Genomic DNA, 26,995 nt, shown 5'->3' with positions numbered 1-26,995 from the left:
ACTATATTCCTTTATCTAACTCATAAAGCTTTCGATACTTCTCGTTTTCTTTCAGAAGTTGTTCATGACTGCCTTGCATCACAATTTGACCACGATCAAGGAATATAACTTCATCTACATGTTCAATTCCTACAAGGTGGTGTGTAATCCAAATAACAGTCTTTTCTTCTGTTGCAGAAAACATTGTTTCTATTAAAGATAGTTCTGTCTTTGGATCTAAGCCGATCGTAGGTTCATCAAGTACAATAATTGGAGCCTCTTGCATTAGCGTTCTAGCAAAAGCAACCCGTTGTCTTTCTCCACCAGAAAACCTTTTCCCCATTTCATGCATTTTTGTTTGCAATCCATCTGGAAGAGAAGCTATATGCGAAGCTAATTGTGCTTTCTCTAAAGCTGTCCATATCTCTTCATCCGTAGCCTCTGGTTTACCGATTCGCACATTATTTCCAATTGTCGTATCGAATAAATGCGGTTTTTGATTCAATACAGAAATATATTTTGATAAAAGATTCATATGAGCATGTTCACTATGCAATAAAACTTCACCACGCAACGGGCTTAACGCACCTGCTAACAATTTTAACAAAGTAGATTTTCCTGTTCCACTTCTTCCTAAAATGGCGATTTTCTTTCCTGCCTTTATTTGCAGTGATACTTCTTTCAATACAAATTCATTACTATCTGGGTAACTATACGATACATTATTTAATTCAATGTCTATATGTTTTGATGCAACATAATCTTTATCCTCATGTAATTCCTTTTCATCCTGTAAAACATCATGAGCTTCTACTTTATTTAGACGATGAGCAGATTCTACATATGATGGAATTCGATCGATAGCATCTGAAAGAGGAATAAGCGCGTTTGTGACTGATAACGTCATTAAGACGAAAGCCGCAATAACGGTAGGTGCAATCTGTTCACTTGCCGCTTCATTTCCAGTCCATATGATCATTGAAATAACTACAATCCCCACTACTAATTGAATAATACTGTCCCGAATATGATTCCAGCGCTTCATTCTTTTTTCCGTTTTTAACAACTGAGCATTTTGCTCTACATACTTATCAATGAATTCATCTTTTCTACCACTTGCTTGCCAATCAGATAACCCAAAAACAGCGTCTGTTAGTTGTTGATACAAACGGCTTCTTCCTTGCTTTAAAGTAACATGATGCTGCTTCATTAAAAGTAATGATACAAACGGAAGAAGAAAAACGATAATAGCCAACATACATGCTGCAATAAGTGCAAATACTACGTCAAATGCACCGATAACAAGTACGAATATGCTATATACAACTAATGCTAATAGACTAGGAAATATTGTACGTAAATATAGGTTTTGCAAATGCTCTATATCTTCGGATAATATACCTAACATATCGCCCGTTTGAAATCGTGAGCGGAAAAATAACGCCTGCGGTTCTACTATTCTATATAGTTTCGTTCTCATCTTTTCTAATATGCGTAGTACGACATCGTGTCCAACTAAACGCTCTAAATAATGAAATACCGCTTGTCCTATACTAAACGCACGTGTTGCAACGATAGGAACATATACAGCCATTACATTTTCTGGTCTAAGAGCAGATTTAGAGATTAAATAACCTGAAATGAAAAGTAACATCGCACCTGAACTAACTCCAAGAAGACCAAGGAAAATAGTTAAAGTCATTCTACCTTTATTTTGCTGTATATAAGGTTTAATCCAGTTACTCATCTCTATCCCCTCTCTTTCCTTTGAAAATGTAATGCCTCATTCTTTAAAAGTTCTTCATACGTGCCGCTTTCTATCATTTCCCCTTTATTTAAAATAAGAATATGATCCATCTGTTTCATCCAGTGAAGACGATGTGTTGCAAGAAATACTAGCTTACCTTCAAACAGACGTAACATCGCTTGCTTTATTTCAAATTCAGTTTCAATATCAAGATGTGCTGTAGGCTCGTCTAATAAAATAATTGGCTTTTTGCTTAAAAGTGCACGCGCCATAGCGACACGTTGTTCTTGCCCGCCACTAAACATACGTCCACCTTCTCCAATTCTTTCATACATCCCGTTCGGAAGCGATGTAACGAGTGAACGAAGACCAACTTCATTAATAACTCTTTCCACTTCTGCATCAGTTGTATTTGTTTCATAGAAACAAATGTTATCTTTTAATGAAAGCGGGAAAATATAAGGTTGCTGCGGAATATAAGCAATATTCTTTTGCCAATCTTCTCGAGTAGACCCGTCAATTTTCACACCATTTATTATCAGCTTTCCACCCGAAGGAGTTAAAAATCCTGCTAATACGTCAATTAACGTCGATTTCCCTGCCCCACTTTCACCAATTACACCTATAGCGCCGGTGCCTTTCCAAGTAAAATCAATTCCCTCTAATATAGCTTTTTCAGATTCATTATTCTTTACTTTTACATCTTGTAATTTCAAGTTACTAGAGGCATTCCATATTAAACCTACATTAGATTCTTTCGTTCCTATTTCTTTTTGTTGCTGTAAAATCTCTTCTATTTGCTCCATTGCAAGTTGTCCATCTAACGTAGCATGATAATTCGCTCCAACTTGTTTAATCGGCAGAAAATATTCTGGAGCTAAAATTAAAATCGTAAGGGCTGGCAATAGTACAATTGTCCCATCTATTAAACGTATCCCTAATCCGACTGCCACAAATGCGATTGATAAGCTCGTAAAGAAATCTAATGCAAAAGAAGAAAGAAAAGCAACTCGCAAAGTACGCATCGTTGCTTTTCTATATCTTTTACTTACTTTTTCAATCTTTCCTTCGTGCTGTTTACTTTTACCTAAATACTTTAATGTTTCTAATCCTTTTAACGTATCTACAAAATGATTAGAAAGTACACGATACGACTCATACTGACTATCCGCCATCTTTTGCGCTGCTAATCCTAGTAGGATCATAAATATAATTACGATAGGAATCGTTACAACTAAAATGATTCCAGACTCAATATCTAGCGTGAAAACATATAGTACAATTAGTCCCGGTACGATACTACTTCTAATCATTTTAGGAATTGTTAATTCAATATATGTTTTAAATTTCTCAATACCTTCAATCGATAAGGTAACCAGATGACCTGTTCCAGCAGTTTGAACATATCGTGGACCTAATGTGAAATACGCCTCTATTAATTGTTTTCGCAGTAGCGATCCTGTTTTTTCAGCGAAACGTTCCACTAATATTTGCGAAATTCGAACTAGCATATGACGTACTGCAAACGTGATTCCAAAATAAACCGTTTCATTTAACACAGATTGCACTGTTTCTCCTTGAAATAAAAACGTAATAGCCCGTGCTAAAAACACTGTTTGCCCAATAATACTTATAGCTTCTAAAATGCTAATGATTGTTAACACTACATATAAAACTCGGCTACCAGGATACGATGGAAGTCCTCTTTTTCTTTTCATTAGTACTCCAAATCTTTATCTGACTTAACAGGTTGTCTAAACACATAGAAACTCCATATTTGACTTCCCAAAACAAATGGCAATATAGCAATTGAAAAATACGTCATCAGTTTTAGTGCATAATCTCCCGATGCTGCATTATAAATTGTTAGATCGTATATTGACCCTAACGAGCTAATTAAGACACGTGGGAACATGCCGATAAACACACTCGCACTTAGTAAAATGATTGTTAAACTCGTCATAAAGAAAGCCCAACCATCTCTTCTTCTTTTATTTAATAATGTTGACGTACATAATGCTACAAAAGCTCCAATCGGAACCATAATCCACTCTGTACCATGGGCAGTGAAAATATCTGTTTTCCATAATCCTAATCCGGCAAAAATAAGGAGTGCTATAATTGAGAATGGCGCAATTTTCATTGCAGCAATACGTGCACGTTCTCTTAACTTACCAGTTGTACGAATAGTAAGGAATTGCAACCCGTGAACAATACATAACAGAAGGAACATAGCTCCTCCAAGTAATGCAAATGGATGAAGTAACGGTAAGAATCCACCTACAGCATTTTTAGTTTCATCAATTGGAATACCTACCATAAAGTTAGCAATTGCAACTCCCCAAAGAACAGGCGGTAGTAAACTTCCTAAAAACATACCCCAATCCCAAAAACCTTTCCATTTATGATTGTCTATTTTCGCACGGAATTTAAAGGAAACCCCTCTTATAATTAAAGCAAGAAGCATAAATACAAACGGAATGTAAAACCCGCTAAATAAAGTTGCATACCAGTGTGGGAATGCCGCGAACATAGCTCCACCAGCACAAACAAGCCATACTTCATTCGCGTGCCAAAATGGACCAATTGTATTTAAATATATTCTTTTCTCTAAATCGTTTTCCCCTAAAAACCTTGAAACTATACCTACACCGAAATCGAAACCTTCAAGTACAAAGAAGCCTACGAATAAAATTGCAATAATGATAAACCACAACTCATTAAGAGATAACATACTCTTCCTCCTTATCAAATGGATCATGGCTTTGAGAATCCTGTTTCGTTTTCTTATTTTCATGTCCTTTAATGACACGAACGAATAAGTAAACAGTAATTCCTCCTATAATTAAATATAGTGATGTGAATGAAACTAAAGAGAATAATACTTCTCCGAACGTAACATTTGGAGATACAGCATCTTCCGTTTTCATAACACCGAAAACTACCCAAGGCTGACGTCCCATTTCAGTCATAATCCATCCTACTGTATTACCGATAAACGGTAGTGCAATTGCATACACCATTAATTTTAAATACCAAGTTTTTTCAACTAAACGATCTTTTCTTGATAAGAACCATCCGTATGCTCCTAGAAGAAGCATAAATGTTCCACTCATTACCATCGCTCTAAAACTCCAGAACATAGTGTGTACTGGCGGTATATAATCTCCAGGCCCATATTTTTCTTCATATTGTTTTTGAATTTGATTCATTCCTTCTACTTGACCACTAAATTTATCAAATGATAATAGACTTAGCATATAAGGGATTTGAATTTCAAACGAATTTTCTTGCTTCTCTGCATCAATTTTCGCAAATACTGTAAATGGCGCTGGATCCTCACTCGTATTCCATAACGCTTCAGCTGCTGCCATTTTCATTGGATGTGTCTTAATTAATTGTTGTGCTTGCGCATGACCGAAGAATAATACTAACGCCGTTGTAAGTGTTCCAACAACGACAGAAATGCGGAACGATTTTTTAAACACTTCAGTTTCTTGAGCTTTCGTTATTTTCCATGCACTCACACCTGCAATAAAGAATGCACCAGTTGCAATCGCAGCTGTAATTGTATGCGGGAATTGTACCCATAATTGTGGGTTTTGAATAATCGCTAAGAAATCATTCATCTGTGCACGTCCATCTGCTGCCATTTCATATCCTACTGGCGATTGCATAAATGCACTTGCAGTTAAAATCCAAAATGCTGATAACATTGTTCCAATTGAAAGGAGCCAAATACATAACAAGTGAATTCGCTTCGGTAATTTGTCCTCACCGAATACCCATAAACCTAGGAATGTAGACTCTATGAAAAATGCTAATAAGCCTTCAATTGCAAGTGATGGACCAAACACATCACCTACGAAACGTGAATAGGTTGACCAGTTCATGCCAAACTGGAATTCTTGTAAAATACCAGTTACTACACCTACCGCAAAGTTAACTAGGAATATTTGTGTCCAAAACTTCGTCATCTTCTTATAAATTTCTTGTCCCTTTACCACGTATAACGTTTGCATTAATGCAATGATAAAAGCTAAACCAATAGACAGCGGAACAAAAAAGTAATGGAAAATCGTTGTTGATGCGAATTGTATTCGTGCCAATTCGAGCGTTTCCATACTACAATCACTTCCTTCATAATTTTTTATATCGTAATTTCAATTGAGTTGTATGAATAAAACAACTCAATTCTTAGAAATATAGAAAGATAAATTTGTTTATGTACTTTTAAAAAATATAAATTTTCAGTTTTCAAGATAATTACAAAAAAACTTTCTCATAAAATTTACCTTTTCACTATTTCAGTAGTGTTTTATCCGTTAATCGAATTGTATAATATACCTGCATAGTAAATTCAGCTGATTTTTGACGTATTATTGACATCATTTTGTCTGAAATATGTCTTTTGTCATTTTTTTGAATTAGATTTTTCTCATTACTAAAATGTTTTTTTTAATATAAGACTTACTTTCATATCAATAAAATAATCATTTTTCTCTTCACACACTTGACTTTCATGCGAAAAAATGTCCTCTAAACCAACGGGGAAATCAGTTAGTTTTTTGTCAAGAGAAAAATATATTTCTAAAATTCAAACACAAAATAATGTTATTCAAAAATAGAAAATACCTGCCCTCTTTCTAGACTAAAAATTCATTTTTTTGTCATTTTTTCAAACAAAATTAATACATAAAAAAATACCGAGAATCGATTAGACTCTCGGTATTTTTTAAATTATTTTGCTGTATGTTTTCTAACAGCCGGTAAAATTTCAGTAGCAATTAATTCGATGTTTTTCTCAATTTTATTAAGTGGTACGCCACCAAAATCAATTTGTGCCATAAAACGTTGTTACCCAAATAATTCATATTGGTAAAGCATTTTTTCAATAATTTGTTGCGGGCTACCAACCATTAATGCGTCACGGTAATCTACTGCATTTGTAAATTGTTGCTTTGGATACCCACCACCACGCAGTGTAAGCATACCAGCATTAATATGAGGATAGTATTCACTAAACGCATCTTGTGAATTTTTTGCTGTATAAAATAAACTCGTTGTTGCAACTGGTAAATTTGCTGGATTAAATCCACTTTGCGCCGCAGCCTCACGGTAAGCATCTACTGATCCTTTAAAGTTAATAGCTGGACCACCTAGTGTTGTTATCATCATTGGCACACCCGCACGTCCTGCTTTAATCGCACTAGCTGGCGGGCCACCAACTGCACGCCAAATTGGTAAGTTATTATTTTTCGCTCTCGGAATAACCGATGCATGTGTAAGCGGCGCTCTGAACTGTCCGTTCCATGTTACATGTTCCTCTTTATTAATTTTTAATAAAAGATCCATCTTCTCTTCAAATAATTCTTCATAATCATTCACGTCATAACCGAGTAAACTATATCCCCCAATACGAGAACCACGACCAGCCACGATTTCTGCACGTCCATTAGAAATCAAGTCAATTGTAGCAAAGTCCTCATATACTCGTACCGGATCAGATGTACTTACTATCGTTGCTGAACTTGCAATTTTTATATTTTTCGTAGCTTGTGCAATAGCTCCTAAAATAACTGTATGAGCTTGCGTTGTAAAATGCGTTTGATGACTTTCACCGACAGCAAATACATCAAGTCCAGATTCATCCGCTAACTTTGCTGTTTCAATTAATTCATGAATTCTTTGTTCTGCACTAATTTTCTCTCCGTTATGTGGATTTAAAACATGATCCCCAATTGAATATAATCCAAACTCTATTCCTTTACTTGTATCCATACGGTATTTTTCCATAGTTGCTCTCTCCTTTAATTCAGTCGTATTCATTTTCTTCAATTACTTTTCACTTGATCAGTCAATTGATAGTAAAAAAAAATTACTCTCGCGGCAATTCTTTTTTTTCACTATGCTTATGAACTTTCGTCATTAGCTCGTATAATATTTTCTGCTCTTCTTCATTTAATACATCATCAAAAAACGATGATTGAAATGCAAGTTGCTCTGGCAATGCTCTCTCTAAAGTTGCTTCTCCTTGCTCTGTAAGACTAATTGTTTTCGTTTTCCAATCTTGTTTTCGTACTATATATCCTTCTTTTTCAAGACGAGTTAACATTCGAGAAATACCGCCTTGTGTAACAGTTACCTTTTCAGCTAACTCCATTTGTGTGAGTGGTTGATACGTACGTATTTGTAAAAGCACATCAAATTGAGCTGTCGTTAAATCAAAACGTTTTAAAAACTCATTTGACATCTGATTACTTTGGTTCGTAAATCGTATTAAACGTAACCATATTAACGATCCTATCGTATTATCACGCATGTTTGATCACTTCCTATCGTGAATCTTACTATCACTTTACCACTCAAGTGATAGTAATGCAAGAAATAATTACATTTTTTATATAACTCAACTTACTTGTACTTAACTAAAGACATCAATCGTGTAGTATTAGGTCTACTTGCCATTCTCTACATCTCCATAAAAAAAGGATTAAGCTCCAACGCCAATCCTTATCATGCATTTATTTTTTGTTTTCAAAACAGTATATTTGAAATTCACACCATCTAATCTATTATTTTCTTTTATCGTACCGTAAATTCATTTGAGCATACCTTCTTCATGTAAAACCTGTATAAGTTTACATAAAAGGCCCTTGTTTACACCAATCGGACTTTTACGGGATAAATCATTTAAGCTCTACTTTTACTTCCTCTTTAGACATAACATCAGGTCTATAAATTAATTCAAGATTAGAATCACCTTTTTTCGCTTCAAATGTTATAGCTCCTGTTAACTTACCGTTTGGATCTACATCTTTAATTTTAAAAATATTTTTATTACTAGTTGAAAATGTATGGTCCACAATACTTCCATCGCCTCTTTCAAGGTAAAAATCTAATGGGTTAATTCTAACTTTTTGATTACCAATATTCTCTACTGTAACATGAACAATAACAAACTCATTCCCTTTTTCCAGCTTATCATATTCTGCCACTTGTGCTATTTGTACTTTATGGACTGTTAATTTTTGATTTCTAATTTCAGTAGTTTTTTCAACATTATATTCTCTTGTATCTTCATTCTTCGTATTTTCTTTTTTGGCACTACTTTGCTCTTCCTAATGTACCAAAAGATGAATATGGACATCCATTTACATATGTTGGATTTGTTACAGGATATTATTTTCAAGCTTATGGTGCCGATCGTATTTACTTATTCTTTAATAAAGAATTAAGAAAAGCAGTAATTTGTTTTGAATATACATAAGATAATTAAGAAAAGTCCATTTTGAACATTATTACTTGACTCAAAATGGATTTTTTATAAATAATTTATTTATATTTCAATTCCTCATCTACTGTGAAATGTGTAAAACCTCATATATTGTAATATCCTCCATCTCTTCAATTTCAGGCTTTACTTCATAAAATTCAAACTGACTATATCCCCACTTATCTGGGTTATACACTATTACATTCCCTTTACAATTTTCTGTATTCTGGACATTCTTATTAAAAATATTAAATTGAGTCCCAATCAATGAATTCTTTTGAGAGATACTTCCCACATATTCAACAACATACTTACATTTCTTAAAATCATCCTTTAGATTAACAACTAATGGAGCACCTATATTTATTTGTTGCCACCCAAAAGATTGTAAAATATTATCGTAATATCCTTCAAAGATAAATTTGTTCATTCCTTCATGGCCATTCCAAATATATAAAGGTGCATAACAATTATAGAAATTCCCTTCTTTACCTGCCTCAGTAATTAAATATGCTTTGAAATTCAATGCTTGAAAACCATCCGTTTTATGCCCATTATTCTTTACCCTTTTTTTAATAATCTCCATGTCATAATCCTTTGGCAAAATGACCTTATATTGCATTCCAATCATGTTTATCACTCACTTTCTATCTTATATACACAATGATAAACCGATGATTGACTAACGTAAAATAGGTATAAATTATGTTTGATATCATTTATAATGATACCGTATAAGGAGCTGTGATAAATGGAAATAAATGATCTTATTATATTCAAAACTGTAGCTAGCGAAGGCTCTATTAGTAAAGCTGCTAAAGAGTTAGGATATGTTCAGCCAAACGTAACTGAGCGAATCAAAAAATTAGAACAAGAATTAGAAGCTCCTTTACTACATAGAGATAACAAAGGCGTTTCCTTATTACCTTCTGGTGATATTTTATTAGACTACACGAATCAAATATTAACTCTAGTAGAAGAAGCAAAAGATAAAATTAAAACGAATGGTTCTTCTTATATAATCGCGACGTCACAATCTATTTTGACTAATTATGTAAGTAAGCGTATTAAAGAAAATTTAAGGGATTATCAAATATACGTAGAAAATAGCAGTCATTTGCAAAAATTACTGCATCAACAAAAAGTTGATATGGTTATCACTTATGAAGAGGATCCCGACGCAGCTTTTAAAAAAGTATTTACTGCTTCAATTTCTGTAGGCTTATTAAAAGCGAAAGAAACGCCTACCATTGACTATTCAAAGGAACTCTTCTTCGTTAGTAATGACAAAAGGTGCCCTTTTAGAAATAAGACAATACAATTTTTGAAAGAAAATAATTTATCTCAGCGTCAACTTCAACAATTAGATTCTTATTCGCTTATGGAAGAGTTTATTCATGATGGAAAAGGAATAGCCCTTTTGCCGATTAGAAATGATACATTGGTATCAATTGAAAATGTTCCAATTGATAAATTAGCTGTTCATTTTTTTACAAATCAAAACTCTTTAAAACAAATCCCTGATGAACTATTTGATTAATATAATAGCTATAAACTAATTACATACACCAATAAAAATCCCTCCTTTACGAATTTAAAAGAGGGATTTTCATATTCTATACAATTGATTTTTCACACATTTTGCTCCACTTCTGCACTTTTCTCCTTCTTACTCTGTTTCACATTCTTCAGTCTCTTAATCGTGCCAACTAATCCTTTCGGAAAAACTAGCAAGACGATAATGTACAATAAACCAAGAATAATTGTCCATCTTTCAAAAATCGGATACGCTGTGGCTAGTTCTGATAAATAATATTTCAGTGATTCAATAATTCCAGCTCCAGCAATTGCTCCAATTAACGTTCCAACGCCTCCAATCATTGTCATCAATAATGCATTTAATGTCATTTCAATTGAAAATACAGCTGTATTAACAAAGCGTAGTGTGATAACAAATAAACCACCGCTAATTGTAGCAACTACTCCTGCAACAATACTAGCAATAATTTTATAATGAAGAACTTTATATCCTAAGGCTTCAACACGTTGCTCATTTTGTGAAATTGCCTTTAATACTTTTCCAATAGAAGATTTTGTGAAAAGACGTAACAGAATAAAAATGACAATTAAACATATAAGTGTTACATAATAAAAGTTAAAACGATCACGGAATAAGTCTGGTACACCAAATGTAAAACCATCCCCTCCGTGAGTAAGCCCGCGCCACTTTTCAGCAAGTACGAAAAACAACTGTGAAATAGCAAGTGTTAACATTGCATAAAAATGACTTTTCAGCCGTAACGAAAGCAAACCGATTATATAACTAACAATTGCTGAAATGATAATTGCAGCTACTATCCCTATTAAAAAATTCGTTATGGATACTCCTTGCCGATCAAATAAAAGTGCTACCCCATACGCTCCTATACCAAAGAACATACAATGGCCGAACGATACAATTCCTGTATACCCAAGCAATATATCAAAACTCATTGCAAAAATAGCAAAGATGAAGATTTGAGTGAACAAAATTAACAAGCTCCGTGAATCATTTACGAATGGAAATACACTTAAACAAATGAGCATACATACTCCGAAGTATACTTTAATTCGATTTGATGTGCTGTTCACCATTTCACCCCTTCTCACTAACAAGTCCATTTGGCTTCACTATTAAGAAAAATAGTAACATTAACATATTGATTGCAAGTGATAAATCCGGTATAAAATACGCTGTAAAAGCACCCGCTAATCCGACAATTAAAGATGCGATTGCTGAACCTTGTACGCTTCCTAACCCTCCAATAATTACTACTATGAAAGCTAAAATCGCATACTGCATACCCATCTCGGCGAAAATCACGCCTGAATACGGTGCTAATAAGAAGCCTCCCAACGCTGCCATCCCTGCTCCTAATAAAAAGACGAAAGAAAATATCGCTTTTACGTTAATACCGAGCGCTTGAACCATCTCTTTATCCATTACACCTGCGCGTATCATAAGACCTATCTTTGTTTTTTTGAGCAATAATAGTAAGGCAATGTAAATGATGATCCCAATTAATATAACGAATAGACGATATTTAATTAATATAACGCCATCAAATGTAAAACTTCCTTGTAACCATAACGGTAATTTTGCACCGATTGGATTTGGTCCCCAAAATACTTTAATACATTCACTCAGTACAAGCATTCCTCCAAGCGTCACAAGAAGCTGGCGAACATGATTTCCATATACCGGTCTAATGAGAAATCTTTCTAAAATAAATCCAAGAAACATTCCCATAGCAATTGCTCCAATTAACGCTAATACATAACTACCTGTCATATTAAATATCCAAACACCTGTAAACGCTCCCCAGGCAAATAAACCACCATGTGCGAAGTTTAGAACGCTCATTAAACCGAAAATAAGCGAAAGACCTGATGCTAATAAAAAAATGAGCATCCCTGTTGAAATCCCATTTACAAATAAATTGATTAACACATCCATCCTTCTCACCCCGGATTCATGTTAAGAGATTCCTAAATATTTGTGACACATTTCCTTATCCTCTTTTAATTCATGCATAAAACCGTTATGAACAATTCTTCCGTTATCCATAATATAAAAATAATTCCCAATTTGACTAGCCATCATAAAGTTTTGTTCAACGAGTAAAACTGTTGTTTTCTCCTTCATTTTCAAAATGGCTATCATTAATTTTTCTATCATAATAGGGGACAAGCCTTTACTCGGCTCATCAATAAGTAATAAACCATCACTATTAATAAATGCTCTTGAAATTGCTAGCATTTGCTTTTGTCCTCCGCTTAAGAGTCCGCTTTTTTTATGCCAAAACTGCTTTAAATCTGGAAATAGTTCAAGCATCCACTCGATTTTCTCTTTCGCTTCTTCTCCCTTCCCCCTAGCCAGAGCGAATGTTTCTTCTACCGTCAGGTCGTGAAAAATACCTTGATTTTCTGGTACATACCCTATTCCTTTCCTTGAAATTAAGTGTGTAGATAATCCATTTACTTGTGTACTATCATAATAAATTTCACCATGTGCGATATGGTGAAATCCCATAACCGAACGTAATGTCGTAGTCTTCCCTGCCCCATTTCTTCCAAACAGTACAGTAATCGTTCCTTTCTCAACAGCAAGAGATACCCCTTGTAAAATATGAAACTGATCTAAATACGTCTCTATATTATTTACTTGTAATAGTGCCACTATATAATCCCCCTAAATAAGCACTTTGTACACGCTCATCTTTCATAATCTCTTCGGGCAAACCTTCAGCCAATAGCTCTCCATGGAATAAAACGATAAGATGGTCTGACAAACCTAGTACCATATCCATTTTGTGTTCAATAAGTACAATCGTACTCTCTGGATGTTTTTTAATATTTTCAATTACTTGTAAAATAGCCGGTACCTCCTCAACTGATATACCTGCCGTCGGCTCATCAAGTAGTAACACATCCGTTTTTAAAGCTAATAACATTGCAAGCTCTAACTTTCGTTTTTCTCCATGCGCTAAATCTTTCGCTAATACATGTTCTTTCTCCTGAAGTAATACTGTTTTTAAGAAACGTCTCGCCTCTCCAACTTGTTGCTTAAATTTTGCTGAACTTGGAAAAAAACTATAGTAATCTTGCACGAATGATTGAACACTTAAACGAACATTTTCAAGTACCGTTAACTCTGGGAATATATTTGTAAGTTGAAAAGAACGACCAATCCCTAATCGAGTTCGATCTGAAATTGATAATTTTGTAATCTCTTGTCCCTTAAAATATACTTCACCCTTTGTTGGAGAAATTTGTCCACTAAGTAAATTAAATAACGTTGTCTTTCCTGCACCGTTTGGTCCAATAATGGAAATAAGCTTTCCTTTTTGTACTGTTAAATTCACATCCTTAATAACATGATGTTCACCAAAAGATACGCTAAGATTTTTCGTTTCAAGCAAATGTGTCACGAAATCCCTCCCTTTAAAGCTTTAAGTATGAAAGAAATACGTATAAAGAGGGTATCCCCTCTTTATACAAAAACAACAGAAAATTCAGTCTATTTATTTTGAACTGGTGGTTCTGTCTCTTTCATCGTTAATTCTCGCTCTAGTACTGGCACTGGATAGTCAACACCATCTTGCTTTTTCAATGTGATAGAATAAAGTGTCTGCATCGCTTGGTGATCCTTTTCTCTAAACTTCATCTTTCCTTTCGGTGTATCAAATTCCATTCCTTCCATTTTCTTAATTAATGTATCTACATCTGTATCACCTTTTGTTTTCTTTAACGCTTCTACAATTGAAATTGCCGCTGACATTCCTCCTGCTGTAAATAAATCTGGTACCGCACCATTAAATCGTTTTTTATGTTCTTCCACTAACCAATCATTCACCTTATTTTTGGGGAGTGTATGATAATAAACAGAAAAACCTTGCATTCCTACTAATGCATCCATCGTTTTTAATGCCGGTATATCTGGTGCACCTGTAGAAATTTTAATACCTTGCGCTTCCACATTCATATCCTTCAACTGTTTCCAAGGTGAATTTGCACCTGCCCAAACGATAAATAAATAATCCGGTTTTGAGCTAATGATATTTTGAATATTAGCAGTAAAGTCAGTCGAATTTGTATCAGCATATTGCTCGTTTACAATATTCGCACCTAATTTCTTTGCTCCAACTTTAAATGCTGCAATCCCTTCACGGCCAAATGCATTATCCGGGGCAAACGTCGCAATCTTTACATCTTTTTTTGCAATTGCCGCTGCTCCTGCAATCGCATCTTGCGAAGAACTTCTTCCTGTTCTAAAAATATATTTATTCCAGTTCTTTCCGGTAATACTATCAGCAACTGCCGGTTCAACAACCATTATTTTTTCATATTCTTCTGCTAGTGGTAATACCGCTAATGTATCACTTGAACTAGACGATCCGACTAAAAAATCGACTTTCTCTTCTTCTAATAACTTCGTAGCTTTTTTAACCGCCACCTCTGCTTTCGTTTCCGTATCTTCTACAACAAACTTAATCTTCTTCCCTTCCACTTTCCCAGTTCCACCCGTTGCATAGTCTAACCCTAATTCAAATCCGTTCACTGTTTGTTTTCCATACGATTCTAATGGCCCTGTTAATGAAGCAAGAACCCCTACCTTAATCGTCTTTTCATCCTCTGTACTTGTTTTCTTTCCTGAACAAGCTGCCGTTATTAATAACGAACCTAAAACACAACCAGTAGCCACCATTCTTAGCCATTTACGTTTTTTCATCGACATTGTGATCCTCCCCATACTTTACTTTCTGATAGAGTCAAACACGCCAAAGTCCCCTGTCCGTAATCATGACTAACTATAAGATAGGTAATGGAAAACTCTTGTGGTATCCTCTACATTCGGCACAAATCTATAATCACCTTCCTATTTAATGGAAACGGACATACAATCAATATATATTCTGTTTCCCAGTTGAAAATACTGTTTCGTTACAGTATTAATCACGAAAAAAGCTACAATAATTAACTTAAGTTCTTAAGTCAATTATTGCAGCCTATCTAAAAAACACTTAATTATTTTCTACTTTCTCTAACCCTTCAGCCAATTGTTTCTTATCTAGCCCTTCTCCTATTACTACCAAGTTCGTCGGGAAACCGAAATCTTGTTCCAGTAAAGTTGGTACCCCAAATGAATATTGGAATAGGTGCGGGTATTTATCTCCATGGAATTTCACAAATCCTTTTACACGATAAATACTATCTGGTAAATTCGAAAGCCATTCGTATAATTTATCTTGATCAATCGATTTCGTAAATTGATATGTCATCGTTTGTATATGTAAATGCTGTTTTACATGTAGTGTCTCATGTTCCCCATCATTCGTAAATTCAGCTTCTTCTATGTCTTCTAAAGATATATTACAATATTTTGTTTCAAACAATTTCGCATGATTATTTATTGCTTTCACTTCTTCAATTACTTTGTTCTTATCCGCATCTGTTAGTAAATCTAATTTATTAATTAAAATGTGGCTACCAAACTTCAGTTGCTCATGCAATAATTGCTGAACGTTTGCACTTAATACACTTGGATTTAACCACCTTACTGCATCTAAAACGACGACAATTGATTTCACTTCTAAGAAAGGTGCTAAAATTGGTGATACACACGCATCTAATACTTCAATTGGATGTGCAACACCTGTCGTTTCTATATAAATGACATCTGGTCTTTCTTGCTGATATAACGAGTGTAATTGTATTTCAAGCTCTTCTTTTAGCGTACAACAAATACATCCTTTCAGAAGTTCCCTTAAAACATTCTCTTTTCCAATAATATCTGTATCTACCGAGTATTCACCAATTTCATTCATTAATACTGCAACTTTTCTATTCTTCTTTTTTTCCGCTAACAATAAATTTTGTAATAATGTTGATTTTCCACTTCCTAAAAAGCCACCTAATATATGAATTTCTACTTTTTTCATTTAATCGACCATCCATTTCTTTATTTCAAACGTATTCAAAGCGTAATAATTACGATTTATATTAATCATTTTATTAAAAGAATAGTGATTTGTAAATACATCTTCACTGTTCGTTTACTTCATAAGCAACTCGAATTCCAGACTCTATTGCTCCTTGCATCCATCCATGTGTTAATGTCGTATGCTCTCCTGCAAAGTGTACTTTGCCAGCTGGCGGCGTAATATACGGAAATAACTCTAACTCTTGACCTGGTTCGAAAGCCGTAAATGCGCCGCAAGAATACGGATTTTGGCTCCAGCTAAAAGATGTTCCAGTAACAAACTCACTATAGACGATGTCACCGTATATTTCCGCTAAATTTTTTAATGCGTAACGTATACGATCTCTTTGCGGGAGACTATCCCACGTTAACGCCTCATCTGCCCATGTATAACTCGCTAAAACGATAGCCGCCCCTGGTGTATGAATGCCATAACTCGGATAATATGTAAATCGTATAGGTAAATCTGTAATAGATTTACCGCCACGCTGCCCCACTCTTTCCCAAAATCTACTTTTAAACTCTATCGCAATTTTAGTCGAAGCTATATAGTTTAATTCACGAATTGCCCGTCTTTTAAAATAAGAGAATAAATGATATGGCTGAACTTCTACAAATCGTAACGATGAAAATGGAATTGTGATAATAGCAATGTCGCCTGTTACCATAAATGGATGTAACGTTTGTTCATTTGTTACTTGCATCATCACTTTATTATCTTCCTGTATAATTTTTTCTACTTTATACGACATAAAAATATTATCTTTTAACTCCGGTAAAAATGAATTTGGTAATGTATCCATTCCGCCCGTTATCTCATAATATTTTGTCGTTGAAGTAAAAAAGATCATTTCACGTAATACTTCAATTAAAGACATTCCCATATATGCTTCCATATCTAGAAGTACCCCAATCATATCTATTGCTCCATCTGAATAATACTCGCTTAAAAATGATCCGAGCGAATATGTTTTATACTTTTTTTCAACGATGATCCAGTTTTTATTAGAATCTTTTTTTATAAAATTAAGTATTGGTTCTAATACTACTAACATTAACTCTTCTGCTGTTTTTCCTTTTTCGTTCTCTACAATGGGATATCCAAGTATACTTGGATTTTTTTCAAACACGCTCAATCTCGTTTTAATATTATTCGTATAAATAATATCTGAAGCGGTTTTATTTACAAAAAGATTTAACGGCAATTTAAATTTACGAATGTAAGCTAAAGTTAACCCGTGTGTTTCAGGAATTCTCATTGGTCCTGCATTAAAATATAAACCAGAACTAAATGGTTCACGAATTGTATATATCCTTCCGCCTATTCGGTTATTCGCTTCTAAAATTGTTATGTTATGCCCTGCTTCTTTCAATAACGATGCTGCAACTAATCCTGAAATTCCTGCGCCAGCGATAATAATTTGCTTTGGATTCTTCGTTTTTACGAGCCCCACATTAATAATATGGAGCATTCTTTCCATCGTTAATGGCTGCATCATGCCCTTTTCCCCTTCGATAAAGGATTTTATTGCATTATATTCGGTTCACTCACTTCCTATGTTTCGTGCAAAGAATTGCACGGATACATTTTCAATTACTTGAATATCTTTTATAAAATGTAATAAACTAGATATGACTCTATAGAAGTAAGACGTATTATCTTACATAATAAAATTAATGAAATTGCGAGGAATTTTGAAATGAAAAAAGGGATTAACCGTGTTGTATTAGTAGGGACAGGAGCAGTTGGATGTAGTTATGCTTACTGTATGATTAACCAAGCTGTAGCTGAAGAATTTGTTTTAGTTGATGTAAACGAGGCAAAAGCTGAAGGAGAAGCGATGGATTTAAGTCATGCTGTTCCATTTGCTCCAGCTCCAACTAGAGTATGGAAAGGCAGCTATGAAGATTGTAAAGATGCTGATCTTGTAGTCATTACAGCTGGATTACCACAAAAACCAGGCGAAACACGTTTAGATTTAGTTGAGAAAAACGCGAAAATCTTTAAACAAATCGTTCGTAGTATTATGGATAGCGGATTTGATGGTATTTTCTTAATCGCAACAAACCCTGTAGATATTTTAACTTACGTAACTTGGAAAGAATCTGGTTTACCGAAAGAACGCGTAATTGGTTCTGGTACAACACTTGATTCTGCTCGTTTCCGCTATATGTTAGGTGAGTACTTCAATATTGGTTCACACAACATTCATGCTTATATTATCGGTGAACACGGCGATACAGAACTTCCTGTTTGGAGTCACGTATCAATTGGTATTCAAAAACTACAAACGCTTCTTGAAAAAGACAACACATACACGCAAGAAGATTTAGACAAAATTTTCATAAACGTTCGTGATGCAGCTTACCATATTATTGAGCGAAAAGGTGCGACTTACTATGGTATCGGTATGTCACTTCTACGTGTTACTAAAGCGATTTTAAACGATGAAAATAGTGTATTAACTGTTTCGGCATATTTAGAAGGTCAATACGGTCAAAAAGATGTTTATATCGGTGTACCTGCTGTTTTAAATCGCGGCGGTGTTCGTGAAATTTTAGAAGTAGAATTAAGTGAAGACGAAGAATTAAAATTCGATCACTCTGTTCAAGTGTTGAAAGAAACAATGGCTCCAGTTCTTTAATATGTATAGTAAAAAGCAATCCAATTTATTTTGGATTGCTTTTTTTGGTTGTTCGCTCATTGAAACATCTGTTATTTTCTATTTTTTAATTGATTTCTCATTATTTACATCAAGTACATCTAATAAAAAGATAAAGATTGGTATCCCGATAATAAGCCCCCATATTCCAAGGAAATGTTCTGAAAAGATGAGAATCATAAATGTATAAAAGATTGGTAAATTCGTTTTCGCAGACATGAATTTCGGGTTTAAAAAATAACTTTCAAGAGCATGGATTACTGTAATAAACACAAGTATGTATACAACGTACATTACTCCGCCTACGTTATAAGCAATAATACAAAGTGGAAACAAAGAAATGATTACACCGGCAACAGGAATTAAACCGAGTAGAAAGACCATGACAGCCAATACAAGAAGCTGTGGAAACCCTAAAATCACAAGTGCAATTACAGTGAGTACACAATTGACAACTGCAATTAAAAACTGTGCTTCAATTACTTTACCGAAAGATCTTGCAAACCTTTCACCAAAATATGCAATCTCCTCATAAAAAACCTTTAGACTACTATCTTTAAATTTCGAAGTAAATGATATTATGCGTTCTTTTTCTAACAAGAAAAATAAACTTAAAATAAGAGAGAGTAGTATTTGCAAACTGACTTTTCCTATATTTGCAATTGATTGATATATGACATCTACACCTTGTTCTATATATTTTGATACTTCCATCCCATTAATAGTTGAAAGTGCATATTTAATGATCTCATTATCAGGTGGATTTTGAAAAAACAACCTAAACTGATAAATCAATTGGGAAATTTGTATCGTTAGCACAGGTAAATATTTATATAATGTTGTGCCGATAAACGTAACTAATATTATATACAAACATGCGATAACAATTTTCCGATTCACTTTCAATTTCTTTGAAATAAAACGTTGAAACCGATCCATTAAAAATGTCAGTATGAACGTAATTAATATTAAATTGATCATACTTTTTAATCCATATAATACAAGCGCTACTATTATTAAAACGAGAAACCGTTGGAACCCTCTACTTCGAAAGAAATTTTTCACTTCATTCATTAAGATTTAACCTCCCCCTTCAATGGATGGAAATTGAATATATTACATTTTATGAACTTCTATAGACAATCTTTCTTACTAATTGAGAAGAATCCTTTTTTTCTTTTTATATTGTTAGATTCTTTTCATATTAGCCTACCAACATATTTCAGTGGAGCTCTATTTTTCGTTTACCCTTTTACAGTTTTGGTGATCTTCTATTTTTAGACTGCTGCTCATACGCATATCCCATATTGAACAGTTCCTTTTCACCAAATTGCTTCCCGACAAACACTGCACCTACTGGCTCTCCATTGTTATCATATCCTGCTGGCACCGCTAATTCTGGATAGCCAGCTACAGCTGATAGAAGAACTTCTTCGTTGTTAATCATAACTAAAGCATCCAAACCTTTTTCTACTAAATATCTATCTAGCTCTTTTCTTGCATTTTCTTGACTCGATCGCACTATTTTTTCAAACTCATCTTTCGTTATAGCAGATTTTTCAGATCCCTCGATTAATGTTTGTCCGTATTTTATTCGTCTATTACTATCCTTTTTATTAAACGCTATAATCTCTTCTAGCGATTTTACCGGTACATTTTTTTGCTGTGCAAGATAATCGTTAACATTATGTTTGAACTCATATTCTAATGTTTGTAGATTGTCTACTCCCCCATCGTTTAACTGAATATCATCAGTCAATATCGCACCTGCATCTTGAAGGTCTTTTCTAATCTTTTCTGCTACTTTTTTTCTATTCTCATCTTGTCGATCTATTGAAAAAAGAACTCCTACTTTTTCCCCTTTCAATCCGTCTATTGATAAGTCCTCCGTATAATCAATTCTTTCTTTATCTTTCATTTTTTCTGTCATAGCATCTTTTTCATCATAACTTACCATTACATTAAATAATGTTGCCGCATCCCTCACCGTTCTTGCCATCGGCCCTGCTATATCAAGTGTTTCAGCTAACGGAATAATGCCAGATCTACTCACCATACCTAGTGATGGACGTAATCCAACTACTGATTGCTGCGTCGCGGGTGCTACAATTGACCCAGTCGTCTCCGTCCCGATTGCAAGTGGTGCAAAATCTGCCGCAACTACTGTAGCAGATCCAGAACTTGATCCCGATGTATCAAACGTAATCGGACCGTATGGATTCAAATTTTGTCCTTTTTTCCCGCTATATCCGCTAGGCATTGTAAAGGATAAATAATTTGCCCACTCAGACATATTCGCTTTCCCTAAAACAAAAGCACCTTCTTCTTTCAACTTCTTCACGATCGTCGCATCTTCATCTGCAATCCAATCTTTTAACACATAAGTGCCCGCGCTTGTCGGCATCACATTTTTCGTTTGTACATTATCTTTTACGATAACCGGCATGCCGTATAAGTTCGATTTCTTATTTAAATCCCTCTCTTTGTCTAGCTTTCGCGCTTCTTCCATTGCATTTGGATTTATCTCTGTAACAGCATTTAATGTTATTCCATTTTGATCATGTTCTTGTATTCTAAAAAGATATATACTCGTTAATTCTTCATATGATAATTTCCCATCATCAATCATTTTTTGAAACTCATCTACAGTCGCATTTACGACTTCTTTTTCTTTTATCTTTACGTTTTCTATGTTAATTCCTTTCAACTGGTTATGTATCGGTTTTAACACTCTATCTTTATCGTATACGATACGCTCAGGTTCCTTTAGAAAATAGTTTTTATATACGTAATATCCTCCGGCACATGTTAATAGGACGATCCCCCCAGCAATTGACAGCGTTATCTTTATCCACTTTTTCATGCTGTTTCCTCCGCTCTAAAAGTTGCTCAATTGTATTGAAAAAGAGAGTTATCCTTATAACCCTCTCTTATTAAAATGCTAAATGAAAAAATGAAAAATTTCAATTTAATTCATTCTTTTTTTCATTTGCTTCGCTAATAATTCCTTCACTTGATTATACGTTAACCCTGAATCCTTATTTAAACGTTTTACCTCCTCAACATCAGTACCTACCACTGTATATTTTTTCTCATCATTCATTTTGCCACTTCCCTTTCTACTGCATTATTTCTAATATTTTTCCCCTAAACTCTTATAAATTAATACAAATAAGGAAACTGTACGAAATTCAATAGCCAAAAAGGATTCAGTTACATAGGAGGAAAAGATAAAAAAATGTCGAATTTATATACTGGTTGTATTTAAGGACTTGGAGGTTACATTTTGAAAACATATGAGTTTAAACATAACATTCCAACATTAGAAGAGTACAAATACTTATGTGATTCTGTTGGTTGGTCTAATTATATGAATTTTGAAGTGGCGGAAACTTCACTGAAGCATTCTATTCACTGCATCACAGTCAAAGATAATGAACAAATTATCGGCATGGGGAGAATTGTCGGTGATGGATCTATCTATTTCTATATTCAAGATATAGTAGTTCATCCAGAGTATCAGAAACATGGTATCGGGAAAGAAATCATGCATCGTTTAGTTGCATACTTACATGAGAATGCCCCTGATAAGGCGTTTGTCGGTTTGTTTGCATCACAAGATAAAGAATCATTCTATGAAAAATTTGATTTTAAGGATTACTCACCAAACATGACGGGGATGTTTACTGTCATTTCAAAATAATAAACATAATAGATTTTTAATTGTAAGGAAAGACTTCGATTCATATGAAGGAAATCGTTCTTGCAGTAAGAGTTTAACATTGCATACGAAAGGAGAGTACATATATGGCTAATATGTACTCTCCTTTTATTTAACTTTTTACATATTAAATTTCACTACATCTTCAGTAGGTAAGAAAGTTCTTTCTCCTGGTTGTTCATTTGGCTCACCAAATGGCATTTGTCCTACTAAGGTCCACTCTGCTGGAATGTTCCAAGTTTCTTTCACTTCAGCATCTACGATTGGATTGTAGTGTTGTAATGATGCACCAATTCCTTCAGCCGATAATAACATCCATACAGTATGTTGTAACATTGCATTTCCTTGATGAGACCAAAATGGGAACTGATCTTTATATAATGGTGCATTTTCTTGCATTTTTTCTACTGTTGCTTGATCTTCAAAGAATAACACAGTCCCAACACCTGTATGGAAACCTTTTAATCTTTCTACAGTCGCTTCAAAGTTTTCTGCTGGTACTCGGGCTCTTAGTGTTTCTTTAACAATATCCCAAAACTTTTCATGTTCTCCATCCATTAATACAACCATACGACCACTTTGCATATTGAAAGATGTTGGTGCGTGTAAAGCTGTTTTTAAAACTTCTTCAATTCTTTCTTTCGTAATTGCATCGTTTTTTGTTACTTTACGAATAGAACGACGGTTCACGATTGCTTCTTTTAAATTTGTTGTAGTTGCTGACATTTTAATTCCTCCAAATATTTGTTTTATAATTTATTTTGTTATTTCATAACAAGCGAATTAGCAATATCCATCTGTATTACATTGCATACCTTCAAATGAATTTGTTTTATCCTTTTCAATTTCTTTATCGATGACTCTTTGTAGCGTTTCTTTACTAGCAAGCCCTTGAATGACTTCATCTCCAATCATGACAGTTGGAACAGCCATAATATTTGCTTCATCATATGCATGCTGAATTGCTTCTTGATGCTTTTCTTTATATTTACGAGTTACTAAAGCATCTTTAAATTCAGCTTCAGGAAGACCTACTTCTACCGCTAATTTTGTTAAAACATCAATATCTTCAATGTTTTGCTCTTCTTGGAAAAATGCTGTGAATACGCGGTGATGATACTCATTTCCTAGTCCACGTTCTTTCGCAAATTGACATCCTTCGAAAGCTAAATGTGTATATGGATGCGGTGAAACACGCGGCAAACGCATATCGATTCCTAACTTCTTCGCAGTTGGAAGAATAAAAGCATCCCATGAGCCTAATTTTTCTGGCTCATTCCATGGATCTATTTTTGAATATGGACTTGGACGTAATTCAAATGGCATCCATTCAATTTCTACATCTTTCTCTTTCGCTACTTCATCTAATGGACCTTTTGCTAAAAAACAAAATGGACATATAAAATCTGAGTATACTTTCATTTTTACAGTCATACTTTTACACCTTACCTTTATAATTGTAATCAAATTAGTTACATTAATAATAAAAAAATATAAATATGATTTAAGCATTCATTTTTTCTTGCAAAGTTTCAAACAAATGCCCCATCGTAATATTTCTCAAAATTTCTTCCATCGCGGATTGCGCTTGTATTAATATTACTTCTAACACTGCTTGAATATTTGCTCCAATTGGACAATCTGGATTTGGTTGCTCGTGCATATGAAATAGTTTGTCTTCTTCGACTACATTTACTGCATGGTATACATCTAACAATGTGATTTCATGTAAATCCTTTAATAATCCCGCACCACCTGGACCGCGATTTACATATACAAAACCAGCTTGTTTCAAGTACGACATCATTTTACGAATGACTACTGGATTTGTGTTTACACTTTCAGCTATATAGTCTGAAGTACAAAGTGAAGATGGATTGTTTTTCAAAATAGATAAAATATGAACAGCTATAGAAAAGCGGCTACTAATTTTCATTGTGATCACCACCTCAATGTAATCATTATAGTTACAACGAAAAGATAAGTCAATCCTTTTCATAGATTTTTTATAAGCAAATTAAAAAGTGTCCCATTATGATATATGAGACACCTCTTTTTATTCTGTAAATAGCGCTTGAAATTCTTCAATAAATAGCTGCACAGCGATTGAGGAATCCTTTAATGAAGGAACAGCTAAAGCAATTTCTCTCCATACTTGTGGTTCCAATTCTCTCGTTTGCACATTCTGTGGTAAATTCGTTAAAGATAATTGAGCTAATATTGCAATACCTAACCCTTCTTGAATCATATTTAAAGCTGTAGTAACGGTCGATATTACATACTCAGCCCGAAGTGGTACGTTTGCTTGTTTAAACATATCAATAATGGGTGGTTCGTATCCACCCTTACATAATATGATCGGTTCATTCTCTAAATCACTTATTGCAATAGAGTCCTTCTTACAAAGAGGATGATCATCTCTTAAGATAGCAACCATTTTCCCCTTCGTTAATGGGACAATCTCCATCTCTTTATTAGGCAAAATAACAATTCCTATATCAACAACCCTCGATACTAACCAATCTTCAACTTCTTTAATCGTTCCTTCACAAAGAACGACTTCTAAGTTCGGATACTTCTCCTTAAAAAGATTTATCATTTTGGGTAAGAAATGTGCAGAAGCACTCGGAAAACTCCCAATTCGAATCGTCCCAACTTCGTGTCCTTTCTCCATCGCAACTTCTTGTTCAATCTTCTCTACACCGTTCAAAATCTCTCTAATATGCACAAGAATTCTGTTTCCTACATCCGTAACGATTAGCCCTTTTCGTTTATCACGTATAAGAATCGTAACTCCTAACTCTGACTCAATACTTGAAATGGCATGACTTACAGCTGGTTGCGTCATATTTAACACCCGAGCAGCCTTCGTAAAACTACCTAACTCAACAGTTTTTATTAATACTTGCAGTTGTGTAATGGTCATAACTAATCACTTATACTCCTTATAAAAAAGATTCATTTTATTTATTACAGTCGATATCATATCATAGTGAAATGAATAACAACAAGGAGGTCTTACCGTGACACAGCTTTCTCGAACTAAGACGGCCATAATCCTTACCTTTCTCGTTTTCATGTGGGGAATCAATTGGCCTTTATCTAAGTTTGCCCTGCATTATACACCACCCGTTTTATTTGCAGGCGTTCGAACTTTAATTGGAGGATTCATTTTACTCCTTTTCGCATTACCGAAATACAAAGAGTTACACTTAAAAGAAACTTGGCATTTATACGTTATTTCTTCTTTACTTAACATCATTATATTTTACGGATTACAAACTGTAGGCCTTCAATATATGCCCGCTGGGTTATTTTCAGCCATTGTATTTCTACAACCTGTTTTACTCGGCATTTTCTCATGGATTTGGCTTGAAGAATCTATGTACGGCTTAAAAATTTTTGGGCTTGTTCTTGGATTTATTGGCGTAGGTGTCATTAGCTCTAGTAGTTTAACTGGACATATTTCTATTTTTGGAATCCTTCTCGCGATAGGATGCGCTATTGGCTGGGCACTTGGCACAGTATTTATTAAGAAGACTGGGCACCGCGTTAATTCCATTTGGATGGTAACACTTCAGCTTATTATTGGCGGGCTTTGCTTAATTGGATTTGGTTCAGAGTTTGAAAGCTGGTCTAGTATCGCTTGGAGTATACCATTTGTTAGTGTACTACTCTTTATTTCATTCTTTGTTATTGCAATGGGATGGCTTGCATACTTTACTCTTGTTGGAGCTGGTGAAGCAAGTAAAGTTGGGGCTTATACATTTCTTATTCCATTAATCGCTATTATTGTAAGTTCAATTTTCTTACATGAGGCCATTACTATTAGCTTATTCATCGGACTATTATTTATTGTGGTGAGTATTTGTTTCGTAAATATAAAGCCGAAAACACTTGCTGTAAGGCAGCAGGTTGAAGTGAAATAAAAATGAAAAAGAGCCTGCTGTTTGTAGGCTCTTTTTCACCCTTTTATCAGTACAGTTCAGTTACGGAGAGTTGTATTAAAAGGAATTTTTTTCTTTTTTATTGCATGATTATACTTAAGTAATAAGAATATTACCTCTACTATATATGGATGGACTAA

General features: G+C 34.3%; 24 protein-coding genes and 3 pseudogenes. 5 read left to right on the top strand and 22 right to left on the bottom strand.

Features of this window, described 5'->3' with window-relative positions; all coding sequences use genetic code 11:
- Position 1: 1 nt before the first annotated feature.
- From cydC to QCI41_RS28190, 7 genes and pseudogenes are all read right to left on the bottom strand, one after another.
- Positions 2 to 1,726: a thiol reductant ABC exporter subunit CydC gene (cydC, locus tag QCI41_RS28220; protein WP_353836080.1), complete on the bottom strand. Its 1,725-nt coding sequence runs from the start codon at positions 1,724 to 1,726 to the stop codon at positions 2 to 4.
- A gap of 2 nt (positions 1,727 to 1,728) precedes the next feature.
- Complete coding sequence (cydD, locus tag QCI41_RS28215) at positions 1,729 to 3,444, bottom strand: thiol reductant ABC exporter subunit CydD (protein WP_353836081.1); 1,716 nt, start codon at positions 3,442 to 3,444, stop codon at positions 1,729 to 1,731.
- The gene (gene cydB, locus QCI41_RS28210; RefSeq protein WP_353836082.1) at positions 3,444 to 4,460 is read right to left on the bottom strand and encodes a cytochrome d ubiquinol oxidase subunit II; all 1,017 of its coding nucleotides are present in this window, start codon (positions 4,458 to 4,460) and stop codon (positions 3,444 to 3,446) included. The genes cydD and cydB overlap by 1 nt, the downstream gene beginning before the upstream one ends.
- A complete protein-coding gene (gene cydA, locus QCI41_RS28205; protein ID WP_060490028.1) occupies positions 4,447 to 5,850 on the bottom strand; it encodes a cytochrome ubiquinol oxidase subunit I in 1,404 nt (467 codons plus the stop codon). The genes cydB and cydA overlap by 14 nt, the downstream gene beginning before the upstream one ends.
- 616 nt (positions 5,851 to 6,466) lie before the next feature.
- Positions 6,467 to 7,522 (bottom strand): annotated as a pseudogene (locus tag QCI41_RS28200) (LLM class flavin-dependent oxidoreductase).
- An 82-nt stretch (positions 7,523 to 7,604) separates the two neighbouring features.
- Positions 7,605 to 8,048 carry a MarR family winged helix-turn-helix transcriptional regulator gene (locus QCI41_RS28195; RefSeq protein ID WP_353836083.1) on the bottom strand — a complete coding sequence of 148 codons (444 nt, stop codon included), beginning with the start codon at positions 8,046 to 8,048 and terminating at the stop codon, positions 7,605 to 7,607.
- Positions 8,049 to 8,415: 367 nt separating this feature from the next.
- A pseudogene (locus tag QCI41_RS28190) lies at positions 8,416 to 8,847 on the bottom strand (DUF4352 domain-containing protein); the annotation flags it as partial.
- Between the two features lie 5 nt (positions 8,848 to 8,852).
- On the opposite strand from QCI41_RS28190, the pseudogene QCI41_RS28185 reads away from it, so the two are divergent.
- Positions 8,853 to 8,996: pseudogene (locus tag QCI41_RS28185) on the top strand (siderophore biosynthesis protein); the annotation flags it as partial.
- 88 nt (positions 8,997 to 9,084) lie between these two features.
- On the opposite strand, the gene QCI41_RS28180 reads toward QCI41_RS28185, so the two are convergent.
- Positions 9,085 to 9,633 carry a DUF4865 family protein gene (locus tag QCI41_RS28180; protein WP_353836084.1) on the bottom strand — a complete coding sequence of 183 codons (549 nt, stop codon included), beginning with the start codon at positions 9,631 to 9,633 and terminating at the stop codon, positions 9,085 to 9,087.
- A 120-nt stretch (positions 9,634 to 9,753) separates the two neighbouring features.
- Here QCI41_RS28180 and QCI41_RS28175 point away from each other — a divergent pair, with 120 nt between their 5' ends.
- Positions 9,754 to 10,542 (top strand): LysR family transcriptional regulator, encoded by a 789-nt coding sequence (locus QCI41_RS28175; RefSeq protein WP_353836085.1) that lies wholly within the window; start codon positions 9,754 to 9,756, stop codon positions 10,540 to 10,542.
- 92 nt (positions 10,543 to 10,634) lie between these two features.
- Here QCI41_RS28175 and QCI41_RS28170 read toward each other — a convergent pair whose 3' ends face one another.
- From QCI41_RS28170 to QCI41_RS28140, 7 genes are all read right to left on the bottom strand, one after another.
- Positions 10,635 to 11,588 (bottom strand): branched-chain amino acid ABC transporter permease, encoded by a 954-nt coding sequence (locus QCI41_RS28170; RefSeq protein ID WP_060490103.1) that lies wholly within the window; start codon positions 11,586 to 11,588, stop codon positions 10,635 to 10,637.
- A gap of 49 nt (positions 11,589 to 11,637) precedes the next feature.
- A complete protein-coding gene (locus QCI41_RS28165) occupies positions 11,638 to 12,498 on the bottom strand; it encodes a branched-chain amino acid ABC transporter permease (protein WP_060490022.1) in 861 nt (286 codons plus the stop codon).
- A gap of 21 nt (positions 12,499 to 12,519) precedes the next feature.
- Positions 12,520 to 13,221: a branched-chain amino acid ABC transporter ATP-binding protein gene (locus tag QCI41_RS28160; RefSeq protein ID WP_353836086.1), complete on the bottom strand. Its 702-nt coding sequence runs from the start codon at positions 13,219 to 13,221 to the stop codon at positions 12,520 to 12,522.
- Complete coding sequence (locus QCI41_RS28155; protein ID WP_060490020.1) at positions 13,199 to 13,972, bottom strand: ABC transporter ATP-binding protein; 774 nt, start codon at positions 13,970 to 13,972, stop codon at positions 13,199 to 13,201. Before QCI41_RS28155 ends, QCI41_RS28160 begins: the two co-directional genes overlap by 23 nt.
- 89 nt (positions 13,973 to 14,061) lie before the next feature.
- A complete protein-coding gene (locus QCI41_RS28150) occupies positions 14,062 to 15,279 on the bottom strand; it encodes a substrate-binding domain-containing protein (RefSeq protein WP_353836087.1) in 1,218 nt (405 codons plus the stop codon).
- A gap of 286 nt (positions 15,280 to 15,565) precedes the next feature.
- Positions 15,566 to 16,483, bottom strand: a complete 918-nt coding sequence (locus QCI41_RS28145) for a CobW family GTP-binding protein (RefSeq protein WP_353836088.1) — start codon at positions 16,481 to 16,483, stop codon at positions 15,566 to 15,568.
- A gap of 103 nt (positions 16,484 to 16,586) precedes the next feature.
- Positions 16,587 to 18,023: a flavin monoamine oxidase family protein gene (locus tag QCI41_RS28140; RefSeq protein WP_353836089.1), complete on the bottom strand. Its 1,437-nt coding sequence runs from the start codon at positions 18,021 to 18,023 to the stop codon at positions 16,587 to 16,589.
- Between the two features lie 201 nt (positions 18,024 to 18,224).
- Here QCI41_RS28140 and QCI41_RS28135 point away from each other — a divergent pair, with 201 nt between their 5' ends.
- Positions 18,225 to 19,169 (top strand): L-lactate dehydrogenase, encoded by a 945-nt coding sequence (locus tag QCI41_RS28135; protein WP_060490014.1) that lies wholly within the window; start codon positions 18,225 to 18,227, stop codon positions 19,167 to 19,169.
- Between the two features lie 78 nt (positions 19,170 to 19,247).
- Here QCI41_RS28135 and QCI41_RS28130 read toward each other — a convergent pair whose 3' ends face one another.
- The 3 genes from QCI41_RS28130 to QCI41_RS28120 all read right to left on the bottom strand — a co-directional run bounded on the left by QCI41_RS28130 (position 19,248) and on the right by QCI41_RS28120 (position 22,290).
- On the bottom strand, positions 19,248 to 20,261 hold the full coding sequence (locus tag QCI41_RS28130) for an AI-2E family transporter (protein WP_353836090.1): 1,014 nt from the start codon (positions 20,259 to 20,261) through the stop codon (positions 19,248 to 19,250).
- A gap of 178 nt (positions 20,262 to 20,439) precedes the next feature.
- The gene (locus QCI41_RS28125; RefSeq protein ID WP_353836091.1) at positions 20,440 to 22,050 is read right to left on the bottom strand and encodes an amidase family protein; all 1,611 of its coding nucleotides are present in this window, start codon (positions 22,048 to 22,050) and stop codon (positions 20,440 to 20,442) included.
- Between the two features lie 105 nt (positions 22,051 to 22,155).
- Entirely contained in the window at positions 22,156 to 22,290 is a 135-nt protein-coding gene (locus tag QCI41_RS28120; protein ID WP_000997339.1) for a hypothetical protein, read from the bottom strand.
- Between the two features lie 183 nt (positions 22,291 to 22,473).
- On the opposite strand from QCI41_RS28120, the gene QCI41_RS28115 reads away from it, so the two are divergent.
- Entirely contained in the window at positions 22,474 to 22,890 is a 417-nt protein-coding gene (locus tag QCI41_RS28115; RefSeq protein WP_046959136.1) for a GNAT family N-acetyltransferase, read from the top strand.
- A 138-nt stretch (positions 22,891 to 23,028) separates the two neighbouring features.
- Here the strand turns inward: QCI41_RS28115 and QCI41_RS28110 are convergent, their stop codons facing one another.
- The 4 genes from QCI41_RS28110 to QCI41_RS28095 form a co-directional block, all read right to left on the bottom strand.
- Positions 23,029 to 23,634: a nitroreductase family protein gene (locus QCI41_RS28110; RefSeq protein WP_353836092.1), complete on the bottom strand. Its 606-nt coding sequence runs from the start codon at positions 23,632 to 23,634 to the stop codon at positions 23,029 to 23,031.
- Between the two features lie 57 nt (positions 23,635 to 23,691).
- Positions 23,692 to 24,342, bottom strand: a complete 651-nt coding sequence (locus QCI41_RS28105) for a DsbA family oxidoreductase (protein ID WP_000216675.1) — start codon at positions 24,340 to 24,342, stop codon at positions 23,692 to 23,694.
- Between the two features lie 70 nt (positions 24,343 to 24,412).
- A complete protein-coding gene (locus tag QCI41_RS28100; protein ID WP_000704068.1) occupies positions 24,413 to 24,844 on the bottom strand; it encodes an Rrf2 family transcriptional regulator in 432 nt (143 codons plus the stop codon).
- Between the two features lie 120 nt (positions 24,845 to 24,964).
- Positions 24,965 to 25,834, bottom strand: a complete 870-nt coding sequence (locus QCI41_RS28095) for a LysR family transcriptional regulator (RefSeq protein ID WP_000156766.1) — start codon at positions 25,832 to 25,834, stop codon at positions 24,965 to 24,967.
- A 97-nt stretch (positions 25,835 to 25,931) separates the two neighbouring features.
- Between QCI41_RS28095 and QCI41_RS28090 the strand changes: the two genes are divergently transcribed.
- Positions 25,932 to 26,837 (top strand): DMT family transporter, encoded by a 906-nt coding sequence (locus QCI41_RS28090; RefSeq protein ID WP_046959133.1) that lies wholly within the window; start codon positions 25,932 to 25,934, stop codon positions 26,835 to 26,837.
- Positions 26,838 to 26,995: the final 158 nt, after the last annotated feature.

The organism is Bacillus cereus group sp. MG4 (genome assembly GCF_040460055.1).
Taxonomy (GTDB): Bacteria; Bacillota; Bacilli; order Bacillales; family Bacillaceae_G; genus Bacillus_A; species Bacillus_A wiedmannii.
The sequence above is the reverse complement of the archived record's forward strand: the minus strand, read 5'-3'. Positions and strand labels throughout refer to the sequence as shown.

What these genes read in the sequence shown, in the direction of transcription:
- QCI41_RS28135 (WP_060490014.1), top strand. Translation starts at nt 18,225, where the DNA reads ATGAAAAAAGGGATTAACCGTGTTGTATTAGTAGGGACAGGAGCAGTT.
- cydA (WP_060490028.1), bottom strand. Translation starts at nt 5,850, where the DNA reads ATGGAAACGCTCGAATTGGCACGAATACAATTCGCATCAACAACGATT.
- cydB (WP_353836082.1), bottom strand. Translation starts at nt 4,460, where the DNA reads ATGTTATCTCTTAATGAGTTGTGGTTTATCATTATTGCAATTTTATTC.
- QCI41_RS28165 (WP_060490022.1), bottom strand. Translation starts at nt 12,498, where the DNA reads ATGGATGTGTTAATCAATTTATTTGTAAATGGGATTTCAACAGGGATG.
- QCI41_RS28125 (WP_353836091.1), bottom strand. Translation starts at nt 22,050, where the DNA reads ATGAAAAAGTGGATAAAGATAACGCTGTCAATTGCTGGGGGGATCGTC.
- QCI41_RS28100 (WP_000704068.1), bottom strand. Translation starts at nt 24,844, where the DNA reads ATGAAAATTAGTAGCCGCTTTTCTATAGCTGTTCATATTTTATCTATT.
- QCI41_RS28130 (WP_353836090.1), bottom strand. Translation starts at nt 20,261, where the DNA reads ATGAATGAAGTGAAAAATTTCTTTCGAAGTAGAGGGTTCCAACGGTTT.
- QCI41_RS28120 (WP_000997339.1), bottom strand. Translation starts at nt 22,290, where the DNA reads ATGAATGATGAGAAAAAATATACAGTGGTAGGTACTGATGTTGAGGAG.
- QCI41_RS28175 (WP_353836085.1), top strand. Translation starts at nt 9,754, where the DNA reads ATGGAAATAAATGATCTTATTATATTCAAAACTGTAGCTAGCGAAGGC.
- QCI41_RS28150 (WP_353836087.1), bottom strand. Translation starts at nt 15,279, where the DNA reads ATGTCGATGAAAAAACGTAAATGGCTAAGAATGGTGGCTACTGGTTGT.
- QCI41_RS28195 (WP_353836083.1), bottom strand. Translation starts at nt 8,048, where the DNA reads ATGCGTGATAATACGATAGGATCGTTAATATGGTTACGTTTAATACGA.
- QCI41_RS28145 (WP_353836088.1), bottom strand. Translation starts at nt 16,483, where the DNA reads ATGAAAAAAGTAGAAATTCATATATTAGGTGGCTTTTTAGGAAGTGGA.
- QCI41_RS28105 (WP_000216675.1), bottom strand. Translation starts at nt 24,342, where the DNA reads ATGACTGTAAAAATGAAAGTATACTCAGATTTTATATGTCCATTTTGT.
- QCI41_RS28110 (WP_353836092.1), bottom strand. Translation starts at nt 23,634, where the DNA reads ATGTCAGCAACTACAACAAATTTAAAAGAAGCAATCGTGAACCGTCGT.
- QCI41_RS28140 (WP_353836089.1), bottom strand. Translation starts at nt 18,023, where the DNA reads ATGATGCAGCCATTAACGATGGAAAGAATGCTCCATATTATTAATGTG.
- cydC (WP_353836080.1), bottom strand. Translation starts at nt 1,726, where the DNA reads ATGAGTAACTGGATTAAACCTTATATACAGCAAAATAAAGGTAGAATG.
- QCI41_RS28170 (WP_060490103.1), bottom strand. Translation starts at nt 11,588, where the DNA reads ATGCTCATTTGTTTAAGTGTATTTCCATTCGTAAATGATTCACGGAGC.
- cydD (WP_353836081.1), bottom strand. Translation starts at nt 3,444, where the DNA reads ATGAAAAGAAAAAGAGGACTTCCATCGTATCCTGGTAGCCGAGTTTTA.
- QCI41_RS28180 (WP_353836084.1), bottom strand. Translation starts at nt 9,633, where the DNA reads ATGATTGGAATGCAATATAAGGTCATTTTGCCAAAGGATTATGACATG.
- QCI41_RS28095 (WP_000156766.1), bottom strand. Translation starts at nt 25,834, where the DNA reads ATGACCATTACACAACTGCAAGTATTAATAAAAACTGTTGAGTTAGGT.